Raw genomic sequence first — 23,484 nt, 5'->3', positions numbered from 1 at the left:
TGAACGTATCCCTCTGCAGTTTTCTTTCAGGTTTAATCAGTTTCATAATATGCTTTAGTATCAAATGTCTCACCACCTTTCAAAGTGAAGGTTCCAGTACTTGCACTGTCGCTATAATTCATCACTAACCACCTCGCTATTTACGACGATGAGTAATATAAAGCATGTAAGCGATAATATTATTCCTGCATGTTCCATAAAGGTAAGAGTGATATACTGTGCGATTTTACCAACGAAATATGAGACTACGATTGCTACTGTGATAGATACTAATGGCAGTTTCATATCTGTTTCTCCTTTAGTATTTTTCTGTAGATTTCCATGCATTCTGGGTAAAGATAAAGGACCCTTGTACCTTCTCTAACAGTAATATCTACAAATTCAGGTTTACAGGTGTATTTGTTCAATAATGTAGATCTTGATAAACCTGTAAGCTCAGCAAGTTTATAAATATCTACAGTAGAATAAGTGAGCTTTAAATCATTTAACTTTTCATGTACTTTATCGGTTACTAACTTTTCGATAAATTCATCAGGAATAATGATTTCCATCTAACTCACCTCGCTATTTAAAAACTTATTAATAAAATACTGCTGCCCTTTACCTGTGACTTTAGGTGTCTTATTGATTGATACGTGGCCATCAGAATGAGTTATTGATGTTTCTTTAATTTCGAATAGGCCACGTTCCATTGAGTACTGCGTCGGCATATTATAATCAGTGCCTTTGCGCTTGATTAAAAAGCCGTTTTCTCTTAAGTACGCGAATAATCGTTTCTGTCCTATCTCGACACCGTTCTGCTTCAAAAGCTTGGCTAACTCACCGACCAAAATAGAAGTTTTACTTGCTGAAACTGCATCTGCGAATATCGTCTTTGGTTTATCGAGCTTAATCTGCTCTTCAAGTGCGATAATCTTCTTGTCTGCAATCTGTAATGCTCGTTTCATAATCATCTCTGGGCTGTTCCAATGTTTCTCAACTTGAATGAAATACTGTCTTACTTTCTTTCCTGGATCAGTTCTTTGAATCATTGAAATTTCTTTGGCCATGTCGAGTTTTATTACATGATCAGTCATTTCTTGAATTCCTCCAGGGGTGTGACATTTTTGGGACACCCTTATATATTCTTGATTTTCTTCAAATCCATACTCTGTCATTCGGCTAAACCATTTCTTATACTCCGTTTTAATTTCTAAAGCTTGATGTAACATTCTGCCACTCACAACTACTTCACCGGTGTCATTTTCTGAAATTGGTATTAATTGATTCATAACAATCCTCCTCATCTCATTTTTGAGATATTTTAATCAAAAAAAATATCTTCCATTTTGACATTCAGATATTTAGCTATAGTAATAGCTTCATCCATAGTAAAATTACTTTTTCTGCGATTAATCTTTTGACTAAATGTACCTACATTTATTCCAAGTAATTCTGCCATTTCTTTATGTTTTATACCTCTTTCTTCAAGTAACATCCTTAGTTTTACATACCTTGTTTCACTCAAAATACCACCTCATTTCTGTACTTTCATCTTCTCAAATGTGAGAGGTACAAACCAATACTAACATCTCATAAATGAGAAATCAACAAACTTATTTCATTTTTGAGAAAAAAGTTTGTAATTTACCTTGCATAAATGAGAAATTTTCCTTATTATAGATTTATAAATTAAATTATTTAAATTTTCTTTGGAGGCGCACGTAAAATGACTAAATTTTCTAAGACTTTAACATCATTAAGAGAAAAGAAAGGTTACTCACTAGAAACTTTAACTTCTGAATTGAATAAAAAGTCACCTGAAAATATAAAATTTTCTCGTGCATCTTTGAATCGTTGGGAAAAAGGAGAGACTTCACCGTCCTTAGATCATGCAAAAATTTTAGCAAAGTTTTTTGGGGTAACATTAGACCAATTGGGTGGCTTTGAAGAAATAACTTATATGCCTGAAGTTGAAACTATAGCTGCACATATTGATGATGATGTTACTGAAGAAGAGCTAGAAGAAATATTAGCATACATAGAAATGAAACGCAGCTTAAGAAGAAACCGCAATAAGTAAGGAGTTGTGAAGATGCAACTTAGAGAGAAATTGTTAGATCCATATCCTAATATGATAATTGAATATGATGAAGATATGCCTGCTAAGATGGGCGGATTATACGAAAGATACTTTGAATATCCTAACGGGATTATTACAATAACAAATAAACTTAATTATTATATTCAAAACGGTCATCTAGCTGAAGAAATTGGCCACCATGAGACTTCATATGGTGATATTCTGTCAGTCTACAACAAACAATACAATGTCGATTCAGCTAGACAAGAGTTGAGAGCTCGACGTTTTGGCCACAAATTAATACTACCTTTAGAAAAACTTATTGAATGCTACAAAAAAGGGCTTTGGGGCGATATATATGAAATGTGCCTACACTTAGAAATAGATCGTGTTCATTTCAATGAAGCAATAGAAGATTATAAAGCGAAGTTTGGATTATATGTTAGATATTCAGGCTATTTAATTCATTTTGAGCCATTAAAAATACAAAAAGTATAGATATATCTATTTATTAGGAGGCATATGATGAGAAAATTGACTGCTTTGGAACTTTTAGTAATGCATTTAATTAACGGAAAAACTAAAGGCACTGTATTAAGTAAAAAAGTATGGCCATATATATATCCTATTGACCCAATGACCATATTAAAAAATTTAATAAAAGATGGCGTTATATTAGAAAATTCTAACTTAATGCTTACTTTGTCAAAACTAAAAAAAACAGAATTAATAGAAATTCTTAAATTAAATAATTTAAGAATAAATGGTAATAAAAAAGATTTAGTTTTAAGATTAATTGAAAATGATGCTAATTTATCATCTGTATATTTGCCTGAGGTTTACACCATTAATAATGAATACGTTGATGTATATAAAGAAACAGAGTTCCTTTTGGAGTTTATCCATGGAATTGACATATCTATAGAAGATGCATATCGTTATTATATAACGCATCCTGGTATTTCAGAGTTTGATCTTAAAGTTGGTATATATTCAGATCGTATAAAATATTGGTTAAAGTCTGATAAGTATACATCAATATACCAAATAAAATCATTATGCTTTACACTCTCAGAAATATATTTTCAGTACAAAGAATATAACTTAGGATTTTATTATTTAAATATTGCTTACTTGATTCAGATTTCATTCTTACTCAGAAAGTATATTTTGAACAATGAATTTTACAATGCACACATAAATATACCTATCAGCTCAAAAGATATAATCAAATATCGCTCTGCGATAGCTAATAACATTTTTACACTTTCTCAATTAGAATATGATTTAAAGAATGCTATTAAACCTTTTGAATTTAATAATAAAGTAATTATTAATTCAGTTAATTTAATGTTAGCTATTATTCAAGATGAATTTGTAAATCCTAAAGCTTATACAAAAGGATTATCTAAAGAAGATTTCGAAAATGGCTGGTTTAATAAAATAAAACTAGAAATGAATTGAGATGGCAGATAACATCCGAAGATGAAAGTTATATAAAAGTAAATATTTTAAATAATGATAAAAAGTAATAGTTATCAGAACTAATGGAGGTATTTGGTAGAATGAATTTCAAAGCTTTAGCAGGTCTTACATTAGCATCAACTTTATTATTAGGTGCATGTGGTGAGGAAACAACAGAAAAGAAAGAAGAAAATAAAACTAACGCAACTTCCCTTGAAAATCCTAAGAAAGAAACTAAGGAGAATAATGATCTGAAAGATAACACTGCTCAACTCAATGATATTGATGTAAAGGTTTTAGAAACAGAATTTATGCCAAAAGGAACATACGAAGGACAAACAGCCGACCAATTAATCGTTACTTATGAAGTGACAAATAAAAGCGATAAAGAAATTGATGCGATGATTGGTTACTTAGCTGCTTTCGAAGCAACTCAAGAAGATGCAAATTCAGAACGTAAATTAAATGTAGGTATGACACCGACAAATGAAAAGTATAAATTCGTATCAGAAAATCAAATGAATAATATCAAAAAAGGTGGCACTGTAAAAAGTGCAACTGCTTACGATTTGAAAGATACGACTACACCAGTTATTTTACATGCAACTAAAGGTGTTGGTGGTGAAAAACTTGGTGAAATAAAAGTTGTGATTAAAAAATAAAACTGAATAATAAGGGTGTCTTAGCTATACCCTTATTTTTTATACGAAAAGTGAAGATGGAGATGACAATAGATATAGATATCGGAGCAATTACTCAAATGGAATTTGATAATAAGAAGATAGAATTACTATAAAATTATTTTTAAATAATACATTTTTATTAGAAAGAAGGGTTACTATGGAAAATAAAAAACAAATCGGTATTGCTGCATTAATTGATGAGAATACTGTAATGATTAATGTAGGATTTGAAGATGATATTGACGAAGGTGAAGTACTTAGAGTGTTATCAAAAGATAAGATAACTGTGTATGACCCTTTCACTAAAGAAAAATTAGCCGATATTAGAAAAACTAAAGCAGAACTTTATGTCTCAGAAGTATTTGCTAATTATTCATATTGCAGATCTAAACCTTATCATGAACCTGATATCTTAAATAATTATATTGTCCATGAAGAAAAACTAAGACTAAAAGGTGAAAAAATTGGTGAATTGTACACTCTTGAACCTATTGAAGTCGGAGATCCAATAGAATTTTTAGAATAAAAATTTAAAAATAATAGAATATATTGCTCAAATATGCTAATATAAAAAACATACGGAAGAGCCTTCATTTATAGCTGGCTAGAAAATTAACTGTCACCACGTGATAGCCTCAAGTATGTTTATACATGCTTGAGGTTTTTTCTTTTATAGGGGGTGCCTATTATTTGTTTGAAGCAAAAACTTATGAAGAATTATTCGAGATATTAAAGAATGAGAAAAAAATAAGAATAGCTAATAAATATGAATGTGAAAATATATTAAAATCATATGGATATTTTAATTTAATTAATAATTATAAGAAAGAAATTGAAGGTACTCTCAAAGATGAAATAGTTTCAATAAGTGATTTAGTTTATTTAAGAGAACTTGATAATGATTTGCAAAGTTTAATATTTAAAAATTTAATAAAAATTGAAACCTGTTTTAAATCTCATTTATCATATCATCTTGCTAACAATTTTGGAGTATCTAGAGATAACTACACTGATCCACTACATTATCACGATTTTGAAGAAACAAAAAAGATTTTTGAGGATATTGAAGAAAAAAAGCATATAAAATTTCATGAACCTCCTGGAAAGCATTATTTAGATAAATATAATGATTTACCTCCATGGGTGTATTTAAAACATATACCATTTGGTGATACTATAAACATTTATAAATCATTAAAACAAGATGATAAAGTTTCTATTATCGATTCTTGGATTTATCTACATAATTTTTCTGAATCTGAAAAAATAATAATACTACAAAATATGTTGGTACTAACTAAAGATTTTAGAAATACCATTGCACATGGAGGGAGATTATTAAACTATAAAACAAGAAAGAAAATAGACATCAACTGTTTAACAAAAGTTATAAAAAAGAAGATATTAGATAAAAGAAACTTACAAAAATATCAGAAGAGTTTCTTGATGCTTCTCATATCTATACTAATATTACTTCCTACATATCGTGATCGCTCAAAATTCGTAACTGAAATTAGAAGATTATATAACGATTACATTCAAGAAGGCGGAAATCATTTTGCAGAAATGTTTTTGTCTGTATCTGGTTTACCGGATAATTTTATTAGCATCTTACAAGATATTTCAGTATGGGAAATACCTACTGTATAAAAAATACACGTTCCTCCCTCGCCAAAGTTGAGAACGTGTATCACCAAAAAGTCACCTAAATTAATAGGGGTCTTTTCTATGCCCTATTTTAACACGAAAAATAAATTATCGAAAGGAGATTATCTATATGGCTCAAATTGAGAAACGTGGTAATAAATATCGAGTGAGAATATTCTATAAAGATGAATTTGGAAATAAGAAATCACATTCTAAATCCGGTTTCAGAAGTAAGCCTGAAGCAAGAGAATATGCGAAGATGGCAGAAGCAAATCTTAAAGAGATTATTAAGGCTGATCATAATATTGTACTTACAGATTACCTTGAAGATTATATAGAGAAATTCATTGTCCCCTCTTATTCCGCATCGACAATTGATTCAAATTATTATGCTTTAGATAAAATCAAAGACTACTTTGATACAAAACTATTAAAGAATGTAACATTTTCTGATTATCAACTGTTCATTGATAACTTAATCAAGCACCCTTACAGCACTTCTACAATCAAAAAATGTCATGGATTAATGAGTAAAGCGATGATTACAGCATACAGAGACGGACTAATTAAACAAAACTTCACTGAATACGTTGAAATGAAGTACAAAGAAGTGAATATGCCTAAAGAAAAGAAATACTTACCGTTAGAAGACATTAAGCTATTCCTGGAGCATGTAAGAAATAGAAGTACAATACAGTACTATCTATTCAGATTAATTATTGAGACGGGTCTGCGTGTTGGTGAAGCGTGCGCTTTAACCTACGAAGATATTGATACAGAAAATAATACGCTTAATGTAACAAAGTCATATGACCAAAAAAGAAAAGTACTCGGTCCAACTAAAACAGGCAACAATCGTATCGTCCATATTACTCAATCTTTAGCTAAAGAGATAAGTAATTTAATACAAATTCAGAACGCTTTTAAAGTAGTAAATGAAAAAGTATATCACAATAAACATAATTTTATTTTCGTGGATGAGCTTGGTAACCCTATTCCAAGATCTACAATTCATAATACTATGGTTCATATTACTGAACGTATGTATGGTAAAGGTAATCACTTATCGATACATGAATTGAGACATACACATGCATCACTTCTCTTCCAGGCAGACGTTCCATTAAAAGCTATATCGAGTCGTCTTGGGCACAAAGATACGAGCGTGACAGAACGCGTATATACCCATTTAACTGACAAGTATCATGAACAGGCATTACATGACTTTGAAAATTATATAAAGGATGTTTTTTAGAATAGTTGTTACCCAAAAATCACCCAAATTATATTTTTTTGATAATAATTAGTAATTGGGTACAAATTAAAAACCGTCGAAACATTTTAGCTTCAACGGTTCAAACAATTAATACTGCTTCATATATTGGTCACGTTCCCACTCAGACACTTGCATACGGTACATGTCCCATTCAATAGTTTTTGAGTGGATGAATGCACGATAGATGTGGTCACCCAGTGCTTCTTTTAAAATATCGTCTTCTTTCATCGCTTTAATCGCTGTGTAAAGTGTTGATGGTAAGTCTTCTACACCAACTGCTTCACGTTCTTCACGATTCATTTCATAAATATTCTGATCAACTGGTGCTGGACAAGCTAATTTATTCTTGATGCCATCTAACCCTGCTTGAAGAATCGTTGCTAATGCCATATATGGGTTAGCAGATGGATCAACCGAACGTACTTCTACACGTGTAGATAGTCCACGTGATGAAGGAATACGAATTAATGGCGAACGGTTTTGGCCACTCCATGCGATATAAACTGGTGCTTCATAACCAGGTACTAAACGTTTGTAAGAGTTTACTAATGGGTTACACACTGCAGTAAATCCTCTTGCATGTTTAAGAACTCCTGCGATAAAGTGACGCGCATCTTCAGATAATTCCATTTCTCCGTTCGGATCATAGAACGCATTTTCTTTCGGCCCTTTGAATAACGAAACGTTAAAGTGCATACCTGAACCACTTACACCATATAATGGTTTAGGCATAAATGTTGCATGAAGATTATGTTTACGCGCAATTGTCTTAACAACTAATTTGAATGTTTGAATGTTATCACATGCAGTAACTGCATCTGCATATTTAAAGTCGATTTCGTGCTGACCCGGCGCTACTTCGTGGTGACTCGCTTCTATATCAAAGCCCATGTCTTCAAGTTCTAAAACGATGTCTCGACGACAGTTCTCACCTAAATCTGTAGGCGCTAAATCGAAGTATCCACCATTATCATTTAATTCAAGTGTTGGTTCCCCTTTTTCATCTAATTTGAATAAGAAGAATTCTGGTTCTGGTCCTAAGTTGAATTCAGTGAATCCTAACGCTTCCATTTCTTTTAAGACACGTTTTAAGTTACTACGTGGATCTCCTGAGAATGGTGTACCATCTGGCTTATATACGTCACAGATCAAACGCGCAACTTTCCCTTTATCAGAAGTCCATGGGAAAATAACCCAAGTATCTAAGTCCGGATATAATTTCATATCTGATTCTTCGATACGAACAAACCCTTCAATTGATGAACCATCGAACATCATTTCATTATCTAGTACTTTCTCTAACTGGCTGATAGGCACCTCTACGTTTTTAATTGTACCTAGAATATCAGAAAATTGTAGTCTTAAATAACGTACGTTTGATTCCTCTGCTAACTTGATGATGTCTTCTCTTGTAAATTTCGCCATAATATCCTCCAGTTGTTTATTTAAAAAATCTTGACAAATCCCCACGGTTAATAGGGACTTTACTACGGTCGAGCTTTGAAACTTCGTAATCAAGAGATTCTTTAATCTCAAATGTGGGTTGTTGTGACTTCTCCTCATTGATAATCGATTTAATACGCTTCATATTAAACCCTTTTTCTAAAAGCAGTTTAATATCAAGTAATAAATCTAGATCGTTCATTGAAAATAGTCTTTGGTTCCCACTTGTTCGTTCAGGTGCAATCAACGACTGTGATTCATAGTATCTAATTTGCCTTGCAGAAAGCTCTGTTAGTTTCATAACGACACTCATTGGAAACACCGGCATATTTCTTCTTATTGCATCACGCATCTTCAACACCCTTTCGAACATAGTTGTAATTTATCATATTTTTTTATAAAAAACAAATCCATGTAAGGAAACCTTACATGGATTTGTTATAACGTTATAATTTCTTTTTCAATCAGTATTTCAATCGCTTTTATTATTGCGAGTTTAACGTGTTCATAAGTTAATCCGCCTTGAACATAAACCTCGTACGGTGAACGTATCGGACCGTCTGCTGTAAGTTCAAGTGATGCGCCTTGTATAAATGTGCCTGCTGCCATAATAACATCATCCGTATAGCCAGGCATATATGCCGGCATCGGTAAATACTGTGAATTTATAGGAGAGGCCATCTGAATAGCCTGCGTAAATGCAATCATCTTTTCTTTATCATTGAAGATGACTGATTGAATGAGGTCTGTTCGGTCATCATTCCAGAGTGGCGTTGTATTCAGATTCAAAGACCCAAGCATCGCACTAGTAAATACTGCGCCTTTTAGTGCCTGACTCACAACATGCGGGCTCAGGAAAAATCCTTGATACATTTCATGCAGACTGTAAAGCGAGGCACCTGCTTCTTTGCCGATACCTGGTGCTGTGAGACGATATCCAACACGCTCAATCAAATCTTCACGTCCTGCAATATAACCACCAATTTTACACAGTCCACCTCCCGGATTCTTAATGAGCGAGCCCGCAATCAAATCCGCACCCACTTCTGACGGTTCCTGAATTTCTGTGAATTCACCATAACAATTATCGACAAATACAATAACATCAGGATGTTTATCTTTTATCGCTGATATTGCCTCACCTATCTGTTTAATTGTCAATGATTTACGTGAGCTGTACCCTTTAGAGCGCTGAATACCTATCATCTTCGTTTTTGATGTTATAGCTTCTAAGACATTTTCGATATCGATTTCATTGTTGACCAAATCGATATCCTTATAGGCAACACCATTTTCAATCAATGAACCGATACCGTTACCTGTAATACCGATAACTTCCAAAAGCGTGTCATAGGGTTGACCCGTTATGTAGAGTAATTCGTCCCCGAATTGTAAGTTAGCGCTTAATGCAAGCGTTATTGCATGTGTCCCGCTGATGACTTGTGGACGAACGATGGCATCCTCTGTCTTAAAAACATGTGCATACACCGCTTCTAAGTTATCTCGCCCGCTATCATCATAGCCATAGCCATTCGTACCGCCGAGATCAGCGTCTGTAATTTTTATATCATTAAATGCATCTATTACTTTTTTTTGATTATAAAGGGCGATAGATTCTATCCTTTTAAATATCGGCGTGATTTTAATTTCATTGTCATCGATTAATTGCTGGAGCTGTTCATACTTCGTAATTTTCATAGTATTATAACCTCTTTATCTGTTCATTACTTAATAGCTTATTTAATATACCTTCACGACGATGTTCATAGCCATATATTTCATATTTATCTTTGTCTTCATTAAAATTTATTGCTGAAACTAGTGTATGTTCCTTCAGGAAAGCGATTATCTGTCCGGCATCCTTCTCAACTTCAATTGTGTATTTTGACATATTACGCTGCATCATATCAATGAGTTTGCTTTGTATATGTGTCTTATCTTGTTGATCAAACACTGATACAAGCAATTCATCTTTCCCTGCAGCTGTGACGAAAGATTCGAGCTTATCTTTTTTATTCAAAAGCGTAAGTACCGGAATTGTATCCATATCTAGCTCCTTTAACAGAGCAACGACCGTATCGATATGATTCATATAGTTTGGATGACTTCTGTCAACGACGTGAATAAGAATATCTGCATACTTCGCCTCTTCTAATGTCGAACTGAATGCTTCGATTAAATGAGTCGGCAACTGCTGGATAAAACCAACAGTATCACTTAATAGTACTGGATAACCTTCATGCAGCTTCATCATCTTACTCTTCGGATCAAGCGTCGCAAACAGTAGATCTTCCATATATGTGTCACTGTCTGAAAGTGCATTGAACCATGTCGATTTGCCTGCATTCGTATAACCAACAAGCGCAACCTGGAATATATTTCTCTTTTTTCGGTTTTCTCTATAACGCTGCCGATGTTGTTTAATCGTTTCGAGTTGTAGCTTGATATCATGAATTCTGCTTCTGATATGTCGCCTATTCATCTCTAGTTTCGTTTCACCAGGTCCACGTGTCCCGATACCACCACCAAGTCTTGATAAACTTAGTCCGTGTCCAGATAATCTTGGCAATAAATATTCGAGCTGGGCAAGCTCCACTTGTAATTTACCTTCTCGACTTTTTGCACGTTGTGCAAAGATATCCAGTATAAGCTGAGTACGGTCTATTATTTTACAGTCAAGCACTTCATTTAAATGTTTCGATTGACTTGTTGTGAGTTCATTATTAACAACAACCATATCGAATGCTATATCTTCTCGTTCCTTTAACTCTAATATTTCTTCTAACTTTCCTTTACCTATATAATAACTATTATCAGCTCTATCTTTATTCTGAATAACAACTTCGGTAACTTCAATGCCAGCTGTATGGCATAATGATTTAATTTCCTCTAACGATTCACCGAAGTTAAAATCATCGTCCTTTTTTAGATGAACTGCTATAATAAGAGCACGTTCAGTCGCTTTTTGTGTATCTTTCAAAGTTTCACCTCAATTATTTGATACTTCATTTTAACATATTTAGAAAGGATGCGTTTATATGTCTATATACGAATATACGGTTACTAAAGCAAATCACGAATCATATTCACTTGCAGAATACAAAGATCAAGTTGTTCTGATCGTTAATACTGCGAGCGAATGTGGATTTACAAAACAGTTTGATGGACTTGAAAAACTCTACCAGGAATATAAAGGACAAGGGTTTACTATATTAGGATTTCCTTGTAATCAATTTGGAGGCCAGGAACCCGGAAGTGGGGCTGAAGCTGAACAGAATTGTCGTTTGAACTATGGTGTTACTTTCCCGATTCACGAAAAAATAGAAGTGAATGGAGATAACGCACACCCACTGTTTAAATATATAAAAGAAGAGACAAAAGGAATCATGGGCAGTAAGATCAAATGGAATTTCACAAAATTTTTAGTTGATAGACAAGGTAACGTTGTTGCGCGTTTTGCACCTACAACTACACCCGAGCAGTTGAAAAAGCATATAGAACAATATCTATAAAAATAGAACAATTCCTTTCAGAGGAATTGTTCTTTATTACTTACAACATATTTACACTGCAAAAGTACTGATGGTATGCTTGTAAATGAGATTGTGTTTATCTCCTGCTTTAAGCTGGATGACATTTATCATAGTTGAGTACCACACCTTCTATATGAAAGCCGTTTGTTAAAAATACTGTTAGTTCTTGCTGATTTCTTTGGAATTATCTAAAAATGCGTCCTGCAGTTTAGCTGAATTCATCATTATCATCCCTCTGTATGTTTGTAGTAATTTGTTCGACGATTGATTCTATCGTCAATTCAGACGTATCAAACCATTCAATCGTCATCTGATTATTGAACCATGTCAATTGACGTTTTGCAAAATTCCTGGAGTTTTGCTGCAAATGTTCTATCGCCTGATTCAACGAAACTTCTCCATCTATATAAGGAATCATCTCTTTATATCCTATTGCAGTCATGCTTTGGCTCTGTCTATAGCCCTTACTTATCAATGTCTTCACTTCCTGAACAAGTCCTTGTTCGACCATAAGCAATACACGGCGGTTGATTCTGTCATATAGTGTAGGACGCGGCATATTAAGCCCTATAATATATGTATCGTATTTAGAACTTAATGTATGAAGCTTCTTCTGGTCAGTGATAGATTTATGGTGCATTTCATAATATGTCAGAGCACGTAACACTCGCTGTCTATTATTAATATGAATTTGAGACGCAGCCTTCATATCCTTCTCAGTTAACAGACGATAAAGCGTCTCCTTATCCAGACTTTCATAGTAATCCATCAGTTCTTTCTTCAGCGCTTGATCCTCTTCTACAAATTCATATTCATATAGTACGCTTTGTATATATAATCCCGTTCCGCCGACGATCATCGGTGTTTTTCCCCTGCTATATATGTCTTCAATCAGCTTTTCAGCATGGACTTTAAACTGTGCTGCTGAATATGCCTCATCTGGGTTTAAAATATCAATCAGATGATGCGGTATGCCTTCCATCTCTTCCTGTGTAATCTTTGCACTACCGATATCCATACCTCGGTAGACTTGAATCGCATCCCCACTAATAATTTCACCATTAACAGCTTTCGCTACTTCAATACTTAATGCTGTTTTACCTACAGCTGTAGGTCCCACAATAACGATTAACGGAATTTTATTCATTCTTCAACCACTTTCTAATATTTTGTAATACTTCATTTTGATTCTTTTCAAATAATACCTCATGTCTTGAATTTTCATAGAGCTGGATAAAGACATGTTTAATTCCACATTTTTTATATAATCGGCCTGTCTTTTCCACCCCTTTTCCAAAGTCAGAAAACGGATCGTCCTGACCAGCAATAAGCAGAATCTTTAACGATTTGTTCATGCGTTTAACATTCTTCTTACTGCTTGTAAACTTTAATGATTCATTAATTGAATTTAAAGCACCTATCGACATATTGAATCCTGCATCAGGATCTGAGACAAACGCATCGACATTATCCTCATTCAAACTGATCCAGTCACTCTCTGTTCGTAAAGGTCTGAACTTACGATTAAAATCGTTCAGAGTCAATTTATTGACGAAATCTAGCTTTTTATAGGGTGGATGTATTTTTAAGAGTGGTTTAAGCAATAGCGCAGCTGCCTCATATTTCTTACTATAGAAACTAGTACCTGACAATATGAGTCTATCGAATAAACCAGGGTAACGGATAACATATTTTCTAGCGACGATACTTCCCATAGAATGTCCGAACAAAATAAATTCTCCTTTAAAATCAAATGTTTCAAATATTTCATATGCATCCTCTACCAAAGTATCAATCGATGGGAAATGTCCTTGTTCTGAACTTCCAATATCCTTGCCATGCCCTCTGTGATCATGTATCAGCACATCATACCCCATATCACAGAAATATCTGCACACTGCATCATAACGTTCTTTGTGTTCGGCCATACCATGAAGCATCTGAATGACACCCTTGCTTTCCTCTTGTCTATAAAGTTTAAATGCAATACGTGTGTTATCCTTCAATGTAATAAACTTATTTGTAATTTCCATCATTCTTCACCTCATCTTTATTATAGCGAAACAATTTATTTTCGTCATAGCCTTATCATCATCTGAAAATATAGGAAAACCATCCAAATATTATTTGGATGGTTTGAATCACAATTGCTATTCTCCGTAATTTATTCTACCGAAACTTGAACAGATGGTGATTTTGCTTCATTAATCTTTTGTTCAAGCTCACGTGTATATTCTGTGCGTTGCGCATTATCATAGTTAAGCAAATTAGCCATCGTATCAATAACCGCTTCCTTATATTGTTCAACTTTTTTAATATCGAAATATAGATCACCTGTTCTACGTGTCAAGAAATCAGTAGGTTTAATCACCATTTCTTCCTGGATTGAATATACAAGTTGTGCGTAATAAGCTAAAGGCAGGCCATTGACTTCAGCAGTATGTTTCGTATGTGCAATGTTAAATAATTTCTCTACATTTGAACCATACTTTTTAATCAGAAATCTTTGTTCATCTTCCGGCAGATAACTATAGAGTTCAGGTTTCAATGACTTTTCAATAAAGTGCTCAAAATTAGTACTGCCTCCTACATCTCCACCAGAAATTGTTGCATGTTTCGTGTTGCTTTCTTTAAAGCTAAGCTTATATTCTTCTTTTAAACGTTTTGCAACTAAATCAACGATCTCCTGTGCCATATGGCGATACCCTGTTAATTTACCACCAGCAATCGTCAGAAGACCTGATTTACCTTCCCAAATTTCATCCTTACGTGAAATTTCAGATGGATCTTTCCCTTTTTCTAAGATTAGAGGACGAATACCAGCCCAAGTTGATTCAATATCTTCGTCTTTAACTTTTACAGTCGGGAACATATAGTTGATTGCATCAATGATATAATCACGATCTTCCTGTGTTACTTTAGGACTTGTCTTATCATTATTATAGAATGTATCTGTAGTACCGACATACGTTTTACCATCACGAGGAATGGCAAAAATCATACGTTTGTCACTTTCAGTATCAAAGTAAACTGCCTGTTTGAGCGGAAAAACACTTTCGTCAAAGACAAGGTGGATTCCTTTTGTCAGACGGAGTTGCTTATTATTTTTCGAATAATCTTTTCCACGCACTTCATCAACCCATGGTCCAGATGCATTGACAACTTTACGCCCTTGAATTTTAAACTTCGTATTTGAGATTGTATCAATTGCTTCAATACCACTCACTTTGTTTTTCTTGTTATAAGTAAAACCGGTTGCTTTTGTGTAGTTTAAAATATCAGCACCAAATTCTGCCGCACGTTTCATCACTTCAATCGTCATACGCGCATCATCTGTTTTATATTCAACATAATAGCCCCCACCCTTAAGGCCATTTTCTTTTACGAGAGGCTCTTTCGCTAATGTTTCTTTTGCAGATAGCATTGTTCTTCTTTCCGATTTCTTTACACCTGCTAAGAAGTCATAAACTTTTAATGCAAGAGACGTTGTTGCTGGTCCAAACGTACCCCCTTTATGCATCGGTAAGAGCATCCATTCTGGTGTCGTTACATGAGGTCCATTTTCATAAACAATCGCTCTTTCTTTCCCAGTCTCACTTACAACGCCAATTTGCAGCTGTTTTAAGTAACGTAATCCACCATGAACAAGCTTTGTTGAACGTGAAGAAGTTCCGCTTGCAAAGTCCTGCATTTCAACGAGTGCGACTTTCATACCGCGCTGCGCTGCATCAAATGCGATACCTGCACCAGTGATACCACCACCAACCACTACGATATCATAATATTCTTCCTTCATTTTGTTCAATGTTTGATTTCTATTCAGACTTGAAAGTTGCATTATTATTCCTCCATTAAATCTTATTTTTTAAATACTTGTGTAGCTTTAACCGCTGTCTGCCAGCCTTTATATAAATCATCTCTCTTTGTTTCATCCATTTTAGGATCAAACTGCTTTTCAAGGTTCCAGCGATCACGAATTTCATCTTTTGATTTCCAGTAACCCACTGCAAGTCCAGCCAGGTATGCTGCACCTAAGGCAGTTGTCTCGTTAATTTCCGGTCGCTCTACTGGTACATCTAAAATATCAGACTGGAACTGCATCAAGAAATCATTCTTGACAGCACCACCATCAACTCTTAATGTTTTAACTTCAATCTTCGAATCTTTTTCCATCGCATCAAGAACATCACGGGTCTGATATGCAAGTGACTCAAGTGTTGCACGAATAAAATGTTCTTTTTGTGTACCACGCGTTAGACCGAAAACTGCACCGCGTGCTTCAGAATCCCAGTAAGGTGTACCTAGTCCGACAAATGCAGGCACGACATACACACCATCAGCATCTGTAACATTTGTAGCATACTCTTCACTTTGCGGAGCACTTTGAATCATACGCATACCATCACGTAACCATTGAATTGCACTTCCCGCAACAAAGATGGATCCTTCAAGCGCATAGTTGACTTTGCCATCAATACCATAAGCTAAAGTCGTTAATAAGCCATTTTCACTCTTAACTGCTTTTTCGCCTGTGTTCATTAACATAAAGCAACCTGTACCGTATGTGTTCTTAGCTTCTCCTGACTCAAAGCATGCTTGTCCAAATAGCGCTGCCTGCTGGTCTCCAGCAATACCTGCAATCGGAATCTGATGACCAAAGAAATGATGATTTGCTGTTTTACCGTATACTTCACTTGATGGGCGTACTTCAGGTAGCATTGAAGCAGGTACAGTTAAATATTCAAGGAGCTGTTCATCCCATTTCAATTCATGAATGTTATACATCAATGTACGACTTGCATTTGAGTAGTCAGTTACATGTACTTTACATCCAGAAAGTTTCCATACAAGCCACGAATCAATCGTACCGAATAATAGATCACCATTCTCAGCTTTTTCTCTAGCACCTTCTACATTATCAAGAATCCATTTGACTTTCGTACCAGAAAAATAAGGATCGAGTAGAAGGCCTGTCTTTTCTCTAAATTCATCTTCCAGTCCTTTATCTTTAAGTTCATTACAGATTTCCTGCGTCTGACGAGACTGCCATACGATTGCATTATAAATTGGACGCTCTGTATTTTTATCCCATACGACCGCTGTTTCACGTTGATTTGTGATACCAATACCCTCAATCTGTTCAGGTCTTATATTCGATTCTGTAAGGACGGATGCAAAACATGATAATACAGTTGACCAGATTTCATTGGCATCATGTTCAACCCAACCTGCTTTTGGGAAATGCTGCGTAAATTCTCTTTGAGATACCCCTTTAATCTCTCCATCTTTATTAAAAACAATTACACGTGTACTTGTTGTCCCTTGATCAATTGATAAAATGTATTTTTCCATAATCATCACCCTTTGTTTTATATTAAGTCTGTTTTTTCATTTTTTAATACTGCTTTATTCAAGAATACACCAAGCACTAATGTAGCGACAATTAATACGATTGATAGACCAAATAACATATATTGATCTTCTTTGAATAAAACATGGAATAATGTAGCGCCGAAGACACCACCTACCATCGGACCTACCATTGGAACCACTGCATATTTCCAGTTGGAAGACCCTTTACCTGGTATCGGCAGAATCGTATGAGCGATACGCGGACCCCAGTCACGTGCCGGATTGATTGCATACCCAGTTGTTCCACCTAAACTTACTCCGATGGCTATAATCAATAACCCTACTACAAGAGGGTTCAAACCTTCAGAAAATTTATTTCCGCCAATGAATAACAGTGCCATAACTAAGATTGATGTCCCTATGATTTCTGATACAAAATTAGAAACATAGTTAGGATAAGCTGGTCCTGTAGCAAATACGCCAAGTTTAGTACCTGCATCATCTTCTTCTTTAAAATGCGGCATAAACTGGAACCATACTAATGCTGCTCCCAGTACCCCTCCAATCATCTGCCCCGCAAAATACGGAAGGACTTGATTCCACGGAAGGCTGCCATCAACTGCCATTCCTATTGTAACTGCTGGATTTAAATGCGCACCAGTAATTGATCCGACTGCATACACACCCATAACCACAGCAAGACCCCAACCTACTGCGATAACAATCCAGTCACTGCCTTTTGCGTACGTCCCCTTTAAATTAACGTTCGCATTTACACCACAACCAAATAAGATTAAGATTGCAGTCCCGATTAATTCTCCCACAAAAGCATTCATAGACCCACTCCTCATTGTTTAGTTAAGTTAAAAAAAGACAAAGAGACCCCTAATACTTCAAATTAGAGGTCTCTTCTACTCGTCCCAAATATTAACTTAACACAATCATATCTAATAATGTAAACGTTGTCAATTATTTTATTTCACAATGTTTCCAAAGGTCCTTATTACTTGTCGTCACATACGTAGCACCTGCTGATAATGCCATCTCCACTTCCTCTGGATATTCAATAAGGCCCCCTGCAATAATTTTTTTGCCGGTTACTTTGTGAATATTTTCAATTGCCTTATAAAGCAGACCAGGCAGTACTTCGACAAAATCAGGATCAGCACTTTGTATAAGCTCATAACTTTTTTTCAGTGCACTTGAGTCTATGATAAACGTTCTGAGAATCGTTTTAACACCGAGCTGGTTCGCCCTCTTTATAATCTTTGGTTTTGTGGATACGATACCATCAACTTTATACTTCTGTATAACATACTCTGTCGCATATTCATCAGATGACATCCCTTTAATTAAGTCGATATGTATAAATGCTGACTTCTGGTGCTGATTTAGAAATTGAATATAGTTACTGATATGGCCAATATGCATATCTAATATGACACAGGTGGAATACTGAGTCGTCACAAACTTCTCAAGATCTTTCATAGAACGGATTGCCGGTAAAATCATTACATCACCCTCTTAAATAGTTTCTCAAGTTCATAAGTTGTAAATTGAATGATGATAGGTCTGCCATGCGGACATGTGTATGGTTCTACAGTATGTGCAAGTTCTTCTAGTAAATAGTTCATATCTGTAATCCTTAAATAATGATTCGCTTTTATCGATTTTTTACAGCTCATCATAATCGCAGTCTCTTCACGGAATTTATTCAAATCTATCTGTCGATGTTGCAGAGCATAATCTATCAATTCCTGTACCGTTTCTTCATAGTTGTCCGGGAACCATACAGGGATATCATTTACTATATAATCATTGCCTCCAAAATGTTCAAGATGAATCCCAATACCTTTAAGCAGCATATTGATTTTATTTAAGTTTATTGCTTCATCTTTACTTAAAGTTACTGTAATCGGAATGAGTAACGACTGCATTTCCAATCCTACATTACCAATTTGTTTTTTGAAGTACTCATATTTAATTCTTTCTTGTGCTGCATGCTGATCAATCATAAACATACCATCCTCATTTTGAGCAATGATGTAAGTCCCATGAACTTGACCGACAATTTCCATGTAAGGGATCTTTCTTTTAGCATGGGATGTATTAGTACTTGTATTTTCAATTACGTCAGATGATTCATTTGTTTTTGGTAAGACTTCTGCAGTTGTATTTAATTCTGCTTCTGAATCACTAATAAATCCTGATGTTTCTTTAGTGCCTTCACCGTCCTGAATTCTTTGTTTATCCAGTCGTGCTGCTTTATGCTGTTCTTTAAAGTTTTCATCGATTTGATTCACTGGTGTATGTTCACTATGGTCGGATTGTTTTATCTTATCATGATGTTCTCTTAATAGATCATATTCAAACTTTTGCTGCTGAAATGTTTCAATCACCTTTTTCTTTTCTACTTTTGGAATTAAATTCTGTTTCCAGATCTTTTCCTTTATCAATCGCTCGATAAGCTCCATCAACTGAGATTCTTTAGATAATCTTACTTCTTGCTTTGTCGGGTGAACATTCACATCTACTAATGCAGGATCCATAACGATATTAATTGCAAGAATAGGATACCTTCCAACAGGTAATAACGTATGATAGCCTGATAATATTGCTTTTGTGAGCATAAAGTTCTTGATATAACGCCCGTTGATAAAAAGAGACATATAATGCCTGTTGCTTCTTGTATGTTCCGGCTTGGCAATAAAACCATGCACTTCATAATCACCTGTTCGGCCGTTGACCTCAACTAGGTCCTGTGCGATTTTCATCCCGTAGACCACAGCCATCGCTTCCTGCATCTTACCATTGCCATTTGAGGCTATAAGTACTCTGCCATCTGCTACTAAAGTAAATTTAATATGGGGGAAGCTGATAACAAATCGATTGATGATATCTGTAATTTTCCCGAGCTCTGTATGAAGACTTTTTACATATTTTAATCGAGCAGGCGTATTATAGAAAAGACCTTCGACAGTTGTTTCTGTTCCTTGACGTGCCTGTGCCAAAGTTCTATCTACTATTTCTCCGTCAATTACATCAATTTGACGGCCTATCGTCCCGTCATGACATGTAGTGACGCGCACTTTACTGACAGAAGCAATAGATGCTAACGCTTCTCCTCTAAATCCTAATGAACGGATATGAAATAGATCGTGCTCATTTTCTATTTTGCTTGTTGCATGTCTTCTGAACATTAATTCAAGATCTTCTTCTAAAATTCCAGATCCGTTATCCGTTACTTTGATTTTTGATAAACCCGCTTCTTCAACTTCAATCGTGATACTTGTACTCTTTGCATCAATGGCGTTTTCAACGAGTTCTTTAACGACAGATTGCGGGCGTTCTATCACTTCACCTGCTGCGATTTTATTGCTTATCGTACTATCTAAAGCTTTAATGATTCCCAAGTGATTCACCTACTTTATTCGGGATTTGATTTCTTGTAATTTCAATAACGCATCAATCGGCGTTAATTCGTCAATCGATATATCTTTAATTTGCTGAATAATTAATTCATGCTCATGATTCGAATTATTATTATTAATATCCTCGTTTTCTATTTCAAACAAATTAAATGATGGTTGAATTATCTTATTTGAATCTCCTTTTCTAACCTTTTCATTGTGTTCAAATTCATCTAATAATTCACTGGAACGTGCAATGATCTCAGCTGGTAACTGTGCAAGTTTAGCAACATGAATACCATAACTATGTGCGACAGCACCCGGCATCACTTTGTGCAGAAATATTAATTCGCCATTATATTCTTTTGCTGCAACATGGATATTGTTCAGACCATCAAGTGTTTGTTCAAGGTCGACAAGTTCATGATAATGGGTTGAAAACAATGTTTTTGCACCAACCTTATTGTGAACGTATTCAATCATCGATTGCGCTAATGACAGACCATCATATGTACTTGTGCCTCTTCCAATTTCATCAAATATAATCAGACTATTTTCTGTCGCATTCTGTAATGCATTTTTTGCTTCTAACATTTCTACCATAAAGGTACTTTGTCCTGATACAAGATCATCTGCTGCGCCAATTCTCGTAAAAATCTGATCAAAAATCGGAACTTCAGCATAAGAAGCTGGTACAAATGCTCCCATCTGTGCCATGATACTAATTAATGCGACCTGTCGCATATATGTACTTTTTCCGCTCATGTTAGGGCCTGTAATTAAATAAATAAACGCATGGTCATCTAATTTGCAGTCATTTGCAACATACTGATCACGTTCCATCACTGTTTCAACAACTGGATGTCTTGCATTTTTTAAGTTCAATACCTTAGTGCTAGATATAATCGGTTTGGTATATTGATGTTTTGTAGCAATTTCACTGAAATTTTGAAGACAATCAAGCACTGCGATATTTTTTGCCTGCTGCTTTAAATTTAATATAAATGTTTTCACAAAATCACGTAGTTGAATAAACAGTTCATATTCAAGATTCATCAGCTTCTCTTCTGCACCGAGAATTAAAGATTCTTTTTCTTTAAGTTCCTCTGTTATAAAGCGTTCTGCATTACTTAACGTCTGCTTTCTCGTGTATCCGAACGCATCAACATCTAAATTAACAAGATTCGCTTTAGATATTTCAATATAATAACCAAAAACTTTGTTATAACCAATCTTTAGTGACTTCAAACCTGTGCGTTCACGTTCTTTTGCCTGAAGTTCATTTAGCCACTGCTTACCATTTTTAGAGGCATATCTGAGTTCGTCAACATCATCATTAAATCCATCTTTGAAGATACTACCTTCTTTAATAGAAGTCGGTGCTTCGTCCAATAAACTTGCTTCTAACATATCGTATAATGGTTGTAATGCATCGATATTATCTAATGTACGAATCACTTCATCGTGTTCTTTTAGAAGTGATTGTATCATAGGCAATTGTTCTAATGAGTATTTTAACTGCACAAGATCTTTAGCCGAGACATTACCAAACTGTACACGTCCTGCTAAACGCTCAATATCATATACATGCGTTAGCGCCTCTCTCAGTTGATGTCTTAAAATGAAATGCTCATTAAATAATTCGACACCGTTATGTCTCTCTTCAATCTCCTGATGGTTCAGTAATGGTCGTTCGATCCATTCTTTAACAAGGCGATTCCCCATCGGTGTTTTACATTGATTAAATATAGACAGTAAGGTGCCCTTCTTATTTTTATGACGTATACTTTCAGTAAGTTCTAGATTACGTTTCGCATACATATCAAGACGCATATAATGCACTGGTTCATAGTATACAGCTTCGTCGATATGGGCAAGCGCACGCATTTGTGTATACTGGATATAAGATAATAATAAATTAACTGCTGGTTGCAGCGATTGATCAACACTGTCAGCCTGTTTAAATGTATCATTTACTTCAAATCTTGAAATGACATCCGTAATCATTTTTATTTTATTGATTAGTACTTCGTTCAAATCAATATTTGTAATGATTTCTTTCGGATTTACGGATGATAACTCATTTAACATTTCATCCTCATTTAATCGGGTCACTTTTAGCTCACCTGTAGATACATCACTATAAGCAAGTGTAAACACCTCTTCATAATGAATACTTGCAATGTAGTTGCTTTCGTTTTCACTGATCATATCATCCATAACCGTTCCAGGAGTTATGATTTTAACAACTTCTCGTTTTACCATTCCTTTAACTTGTTTTGGATCTTCCATCTGTTCAGCAATGGCAACTTTATAACCTTTTTCAATTAAACGTTCGATATAAACTTTTGCTGAATGATGCGGTACCCCACACATTGGAATATTGTTTTTTTTATCACGGCGCGTCAATGTAATCTCTAGTTCTTTCGCTGTTAATTCGGCATCTTCATAGAACATTTCATAGAAATCACCCAGCCTGAAGAACAAGATACAATCTTTATATTGCGCTTTCATCTGTAAATATTGTGTCATCATCGGTGTAGGTTTAGACATATTCTCAATCCTTTATTCATAATTTCCATTTAGGGATTCGTTTAAAAAAGAGGTTCAGACA

Annotated in this window: 24 protein-coding genes; 8 read left to right on the top strand and 16 right to left on the bottom strand. The window is 34.8% G+C overall.

The features are described 5' to 3' along the window. Positions 1–111: 111 nt before the first annotated feature. The 4 genes from ACZ2V4_RS00995 to ACZ2V4_RS00980 are packed head-to-tail and all read right to left on the bottom strand — an operon-like array spanning position 112 to position 1,507. Positions 112–285, bottom strand: a complete 174-nt coding sequence (locus ACZ2V4_RS00995) for a hypothetical protein (RefSeq protein ID WP_490514390.1) — start codon at positions 283–285, stop codon at positions 112–114. Next, complete coding sequence (locus tag ACZ2V4_RS00990) at positions 282–551, bottom strand: hypothetical protein (protein ID WP_490514389.1); 270 nt, start codon at positions 549–551, stop codon at positions 282–284. Before ACZ2V4_RS00990 ends, ACZ2V4_RS00995 begins: the two co-directional genes overlap by 4 nt. After that, positions 552–1,271 carry a phage antirepressor KilAC domain-containing protein gene (locus ACZ2V4_RS00985; RefSeq protein WP_490514388.1) on the bottom strand — a complete coding sequence of 240 codons (720 nt, stop codon included), beginning with the start codon at positions 1,269–1,271 and terminating at the stop codon, positions 552–554. A 32-nt stretch (positions 1,272–1,303) separates the two neighbouring features. Further along, the gene (locus ACZ2V4_RS00980; protein ID WP_232781080.1) at positions 1,304–1,507 is read right to left on the bottom strand and encodes a helix-turn-helix domain-containing protein; all 204 of its coding nucleotides are present in this window, start codon (positions 1,505–1,507) and stop codon (positions 1,304–1,306) included. A gap of 201 nt (positions 1,508–1,708) precedes the next feature. On the opposite strand from ACZ2V4_RS00980, the gene ACZ2V4_RS00975 reads away from it, so the two are divergent. The 7 genes from ACZ2V4_RS00975 (at position 1,709) to ACZ2V4_RS00945 (ending at position 7,111) form a co-directional block, all read left to right on the top strand. After that, positions 1,709–2,062 carry a helix-turn-helix transcriptional regulator gene (locus ACZ2V4_RS00975; RefSeq protein WP_490514387.1) on the top strand — a complete coding sequence of 118 codons (354 nt, stop codon included), beginning with the start codon at positions 1,709–1,711 and terminating at the stop codon, positions 2,060–2,062. A 12-nt stretch (positions 2,063–2,074) separates the two neighbouring features. Further along, positions 2,075–2,560 (top strand): ImmA/IrrE family metallo-endopeptidase, encoded by a 486-nt coding sequence (locus ACZ2V4_RS00970; protein ID WP_490514386.1) that lies wholly within the window; start codon positions 2,075–2,077, stop codon positions 2,558–2,560. A 27-nt stretch (positions 2,561–2,587) separates the two neighbouring features. Next, on the top strand, positions 2,588–3,526 hold the full coding sequence (locus ACZ2V4_RS00965) for an SAP domain-containing protein (protein WP_490514385.1): 939 nt from the start codon (positions 2,588–2,590) through the stop codon (positions 3,524–3,526). Positions 3,527–3,627: 101 nt separating this feature from the next. Next, positions 3,628–4,188 (top strand): DUF5067 domain-containing protein, encoded by a 561-nt coding sequence (locus ACZ2V4_RS00960; RefSeq protein ID WP_490514384.1) that lies wholly within the window; start codon positions 3,628–3,630, stop codon positions 4,186–4,188. A gap of 178 nt (positions 4,189–4,366) precedes the next feature. Next, the gene (locus ACZ2V4_RS00955) at positions 4,367–4,735 is read left to right on the top strand and encodes a hypothetical protein (protein ID WP_490514383.1); all 369 of its coding nucleotides are present in this window, start codon (positions 4,367–4,369) and stop codon (positions 4,733–4,735) included. A 164-nt stretch (positions 4,736–4,899) separates the two neighbouring features. Then, positions 4,900–5,859, top strand: coding sequence for an Abi family protein (locus ACZ2V4_RS00950; RefSeq protein ID WP_490514382.1), 960 nt, complete (start codon positions 4,900–4,902; stop codon positions 5,857–5,859). A gap of 127 nt (positions 5,860–5,986) precedes the next feature. Continuing rightward, positions 5,987–7,111, top strand: a complete 1,125-nt coding sequence (locus ACZ2V4_RS00945; RefSeq protein WP_490514381.1) for a site-specific integrase — start codon at positions 5,987–5,989, stop codon at positions 7,109–7,111. A gap of 108 nt (positions 7,112–7,219) precedes the next feature. Here the strand turns inward: ACZ2V4_RS00945 and glnA are convergent, their stop codons facing one another. The 4 genes from glnA to hflX all read right to left on the bottom strand — a co-directional run bounded on the left by glnA (position 7,220) and on the right by hflX (position 11,555). Then, positions 7,220–8,557: a type I glutamate--ammonia ligase gene (gene glnA / locus ACZ2V4_RS00940; protein ID WP_219494716.1), complete on the bottom strand. Its 1,338-nt coding sequence runs from the start codon at positions 8,555–8,557 to the stop codon at positions 7,220–7,222. Positions 8,558–8,573: 16 nt separating this feature from the next. After that, entirely contained in the window at positions 8,574–8,927 is a 354-nt protein-coding gene (locus ACZ2V4_RS00935; RefSeq protein ID WP_490514380.1) for a MerR family transcriptional regulator, read from the bottom strand. Positions 8,928–9,013: 86 nt separating this feature from the next. Further along, complete coding sequence (locus ACZ2V4_RS00930) at positions 9,014–10,273, bottom strand: methionine gamma-lyase family protein (protein WP_490514379.1); 1,260 nt, start codon at positions 10,271–10,273, stop codon at positions 9,014–9,016. Positions 10,274–10,277: 4 nt separating this feature from the next. Continuing rightward, positions 10,278–11,555: a GTPase HflX gene (gene hflX, locus ACZ2V4_RS00925; protein WP_490514378.1), complete on the bottom strand. Its 1,278-nt coding sequence runs from the start codon at positions 11,553–11,555 to the stop codon at positions 10,278–10,280. Positions 11,556–11,613: 58 nt separating this feature from the next. Here hflX and ACZ2V4_RS00920 point away from each other — a divergent pair, with 58 nt between their 5' ends. Continuing rightward, on the top strand, positions 11,614–12,087 hold the full coding sequence (locus tag ACZ2V4_RS00920; protein WP_413475259.1) for a glutathione peroxidase: 474 nt from the start codon (positions 11,614–11,616) through the stop codon (positions 12,085–12,087). Between the two features lie 229 nt (positions 12,088–12,316). On the opposite strand, the gene miaA is transcribed toward ACZ2V4_RS00920, so the two are convergent. The 8 genes from miaA to mutS form a co-directional block, all read right to left on the bottom strand. After that, positions 12,317–13,255: a tRNA (adenosine(37)-N6)-dimethylallyltransferase MiaA gene (miaA, locus tag ACZ2V4_RS00915; RefSeq protein ID WP_490514377.1), complete on the bottom strand. Its 939-nt coding sequence runs from the start codon at positions 13,253–13,255 to the stop codon at positions 12,317–12,319. Then, entirely contained in the window at positions 13,248–14,144 is an 897-nt protein-coding gene (locus ACZ2V4_RS00910) for an alpha/beta fold hydrolase (RefSeq protein ID WP_413475261.1), read from the bottom strand. Before ACZ2V4_RS00910 ends, miaA begins: the two co-directional genes overlap by 8 nt. A 128-nt stretch (positions 14,145–14,272) precedes the next feature. Next, a complete protein-coding gene (locus tag ACZ2V4_RS00905; RefSeq protein WP_219494709.1) occupies positions 14,273–15,946 on the bottom strand; it encodes a glycerol-3-phosphate dehydrogenase/oxidase in 1,674 nt (557 codons plus the stop codon). A 20-nt stretch (positions 15,947–15,966) separates the two neighbouring features. Then, entirely contained in the window at positions 15,967–17,460 is a 1,494-nt protein-coding gene (glpK, locus tag ACZ2V4_RS00900; RefSeq protein WP_413475263.1) for a glycerol kinase GlpK, read from the bottom strand. 17 nt (positions 17,461–17,477) lie between these two features. Then, entirely contained in the window at positions 17,478–18,296 is an 819-nt protein-coding gene (locus ACZ2V4_RS00895) for an MIP/aquaporin family protein (RefSeq protein ID WP_099483127.1), read from the bottom strand. Between the two features lie 133 nt (positions 18,297–18,429). Beyond that, positions 18,430–18,972: a glycerol-3-phosphate responsive antiterminator gene (locus ACZ2V4_RS00890; protein WP_219494707.1), complete on the bottom strand. Its 543-nt coding sequence runs from the start codon at positions 18,970–18,972 to the stop codon at positions 18,430–18,432. Beyond that, on the bottom strand, positions 18,972–20,873 hold the full coding sequence (gene mutL, locus ACZ2V4_RS00885) for a DNA mismatch repair endonuclease MutL (protein ID WP_490514376.1): 1,902 nt from the start codon (positions 20,871–20,873) through the stop codon (positions 18,972–18,974). The genes ACZ2V4_RS00890 and mutL overlap by 1 nt, the downstream gene beginning before the upstream one ends. Before the next feature lie 9 nt (positions 20,874–20,882). Further along, positions 20,883–23,423: a DNA mismatch repair protein MutS gene (gene mutS, locus ACZ2V4_RS00880; protein ID WP_490514375.1), complete on the bottom strand. Its 2,541-nt coding sequence runs from the start codon at positions 23,421–23,423 to the stop codon at positions 20,883–20,885. Positions 23,424–23,484 lie beyond the last annotated feature (61 nt).

It is taken from the genome of Macrococcus sp. CoH-51_TC_04, from assembly GCF_058188655.1.
The sequence above is the reverse complement of the archived record's forward strand: the minus strand, read 5'-3'. Positions and strand labels throughout refer to the sequence as shown.

What these genes read in the sequence shown, in the direction of transcription:
- ACZ2V4_RS00995 (WP_490514390.1), bottom strand. Translation starts at nt 285, where the DNA reads ATGAAACTGCCATTAGTATCTATCACAGTAGCAATCGTAGTCTCATAT.
- ACZ2V4_RS00990 (WP_490514389.1), bottom strand. Translation starts at nt 551, where the DNA reads ATGGAAATCATTATTCCTGATGAATTTATCGAAAAGTTAGTAACCGAT.
- ACZ2V4_RS00985 (WP_490514388.1), bottom strand. Translation starts at nt 1,271, where the DNA reads ATGAATCAATTAATACCAATTTCAGAAAATGACACCGGTGAAGTAGTT.
- ACZ2V4_RS00975 (WP_490514387.1), top strand. Translation starts at nt 1,709, where the DNA reads ATGACTAAATTTTCTAAGACTTTAACATCATTAAGAGAAAAGAAAGGT.
- ACZ2V4_RS00970 (WP_490514386.1), top strand. Translation starts at nt 2,075, where the DNA reads ATGCAACTTAGAGAGAAATTGTTAGATCCATATCCTAATATGATAATT.
- ACZ2V4_RS00965 (WP_490514385.1), top strand. Translation starts at nt 2,588, where the DNA reads ATGAGAAAATTGACTGCTTTGGAACTTTTAGTAATGCATTTAATTAAC.
- ACZ2V4_RS00960 (WP_490514384.1), top strand. Translation starts at nt 3,628, where the DNA reads ATGAATTTCAAAGCTTTAGCAGGTCTTACATTAGCATCAACTTTATTA.
- ACZ2V4_RS00955 (WP_490514383.1), top strand. Translation starts at nt 4,367, where the DNA reads ATGGAAAATAAAAAACAAATCGGTATTGCTGCATTAATTGATGAGAAT.
- ACZ2V4_RS00945 (WP_490514381.1), top strand. Translation starts at nt 5,987, where the DNA reads ATGGCTCAAATTGAGAAACGTGGTAATAAATATCGAGTGAGAATATTC.
- glnA (WP_219494716.1), bottom strand. Translation starts at nt 8,557, where the DNA reads ATGGCGAAATTTACAAGAGAAGACATCATCAAGTTAGCAGAGGAATCA.
- ACZ2V4_RS00935 (WP_490514380.1), bottom strand. Translation starts at nt 8,927, where the DNA reads ATGCGTGATGCAATAAGAAGAAATATGCCGGTGTTTCCAATGAGTGTC.
- ACZ2V4_RS00930 (WP_490514379.1), bottom strand. Translation starts at nt 10,273, where the DNA reads ATGAAAATTACGAAGTATGAACAGCTCCAGCAATTAATCGATGACAAT.
- ACZ2V4_RS00920 (WP_413475259.1), top strand. Translation starts at nt 11,614, where the DNA reads ATGTCTATATACGAATATACGGTTACTAAAGCAAATCACGAATCATAT.
- miaA (WP_490514377.1), bottom strand. Translation starts at nt 13,255, where the DNA reads ATGAATAAAATTCCGTTAATCGTTATTGTGGGACCTACAGCTGTAGGT.
- ACZ2V4_RS00910 (WP_413475261.1), bottom strand. Translation starts at nt 14,144, where the DNA reads ATGATGGAAATTACAAATAAGTTTATTACATTGAAGGATAACACACGT.
- ACZ2V4_RS00905 (WP_219494709.1), bottom strand. Translation starts at nt 15,946, where the DNA reads ATGCAACTTTCAAGTCTGAATAGAAATCAAACATTGAACAAAATGAAG.
- glpK (WP_413475263.1), bottom strand. Translation starts at nt 17,460, where the DNA reads ATGGAAAAATACATTTTATCAATTGATCAAGGGACAACAAGTACACGT.
- ACZ2V4_RS00895 (WP_099483127.1), bottom strand. Translation starts at nt 18,296, where the DNA reads ATGAATGCTTTTGTGGGAGAATTAATCGGGACTGCAATCTTAATCTTA.
- ACZ2V4_RS00890 (WP_219494707.1), bottom strand. Translation starts at nt 18,972, where the DNA reads ATGATTTTACCGGCAATCCGTTCTATGAAAGATCTTGAGAAGTTTGTG.
- mutS (WP_490514375.1), bottom strand. Translation starts at nt 23,423, where the DNA reads ATGTCTAAACCTACACCGATGATGACACAATATTTACAGATGAAAGCG.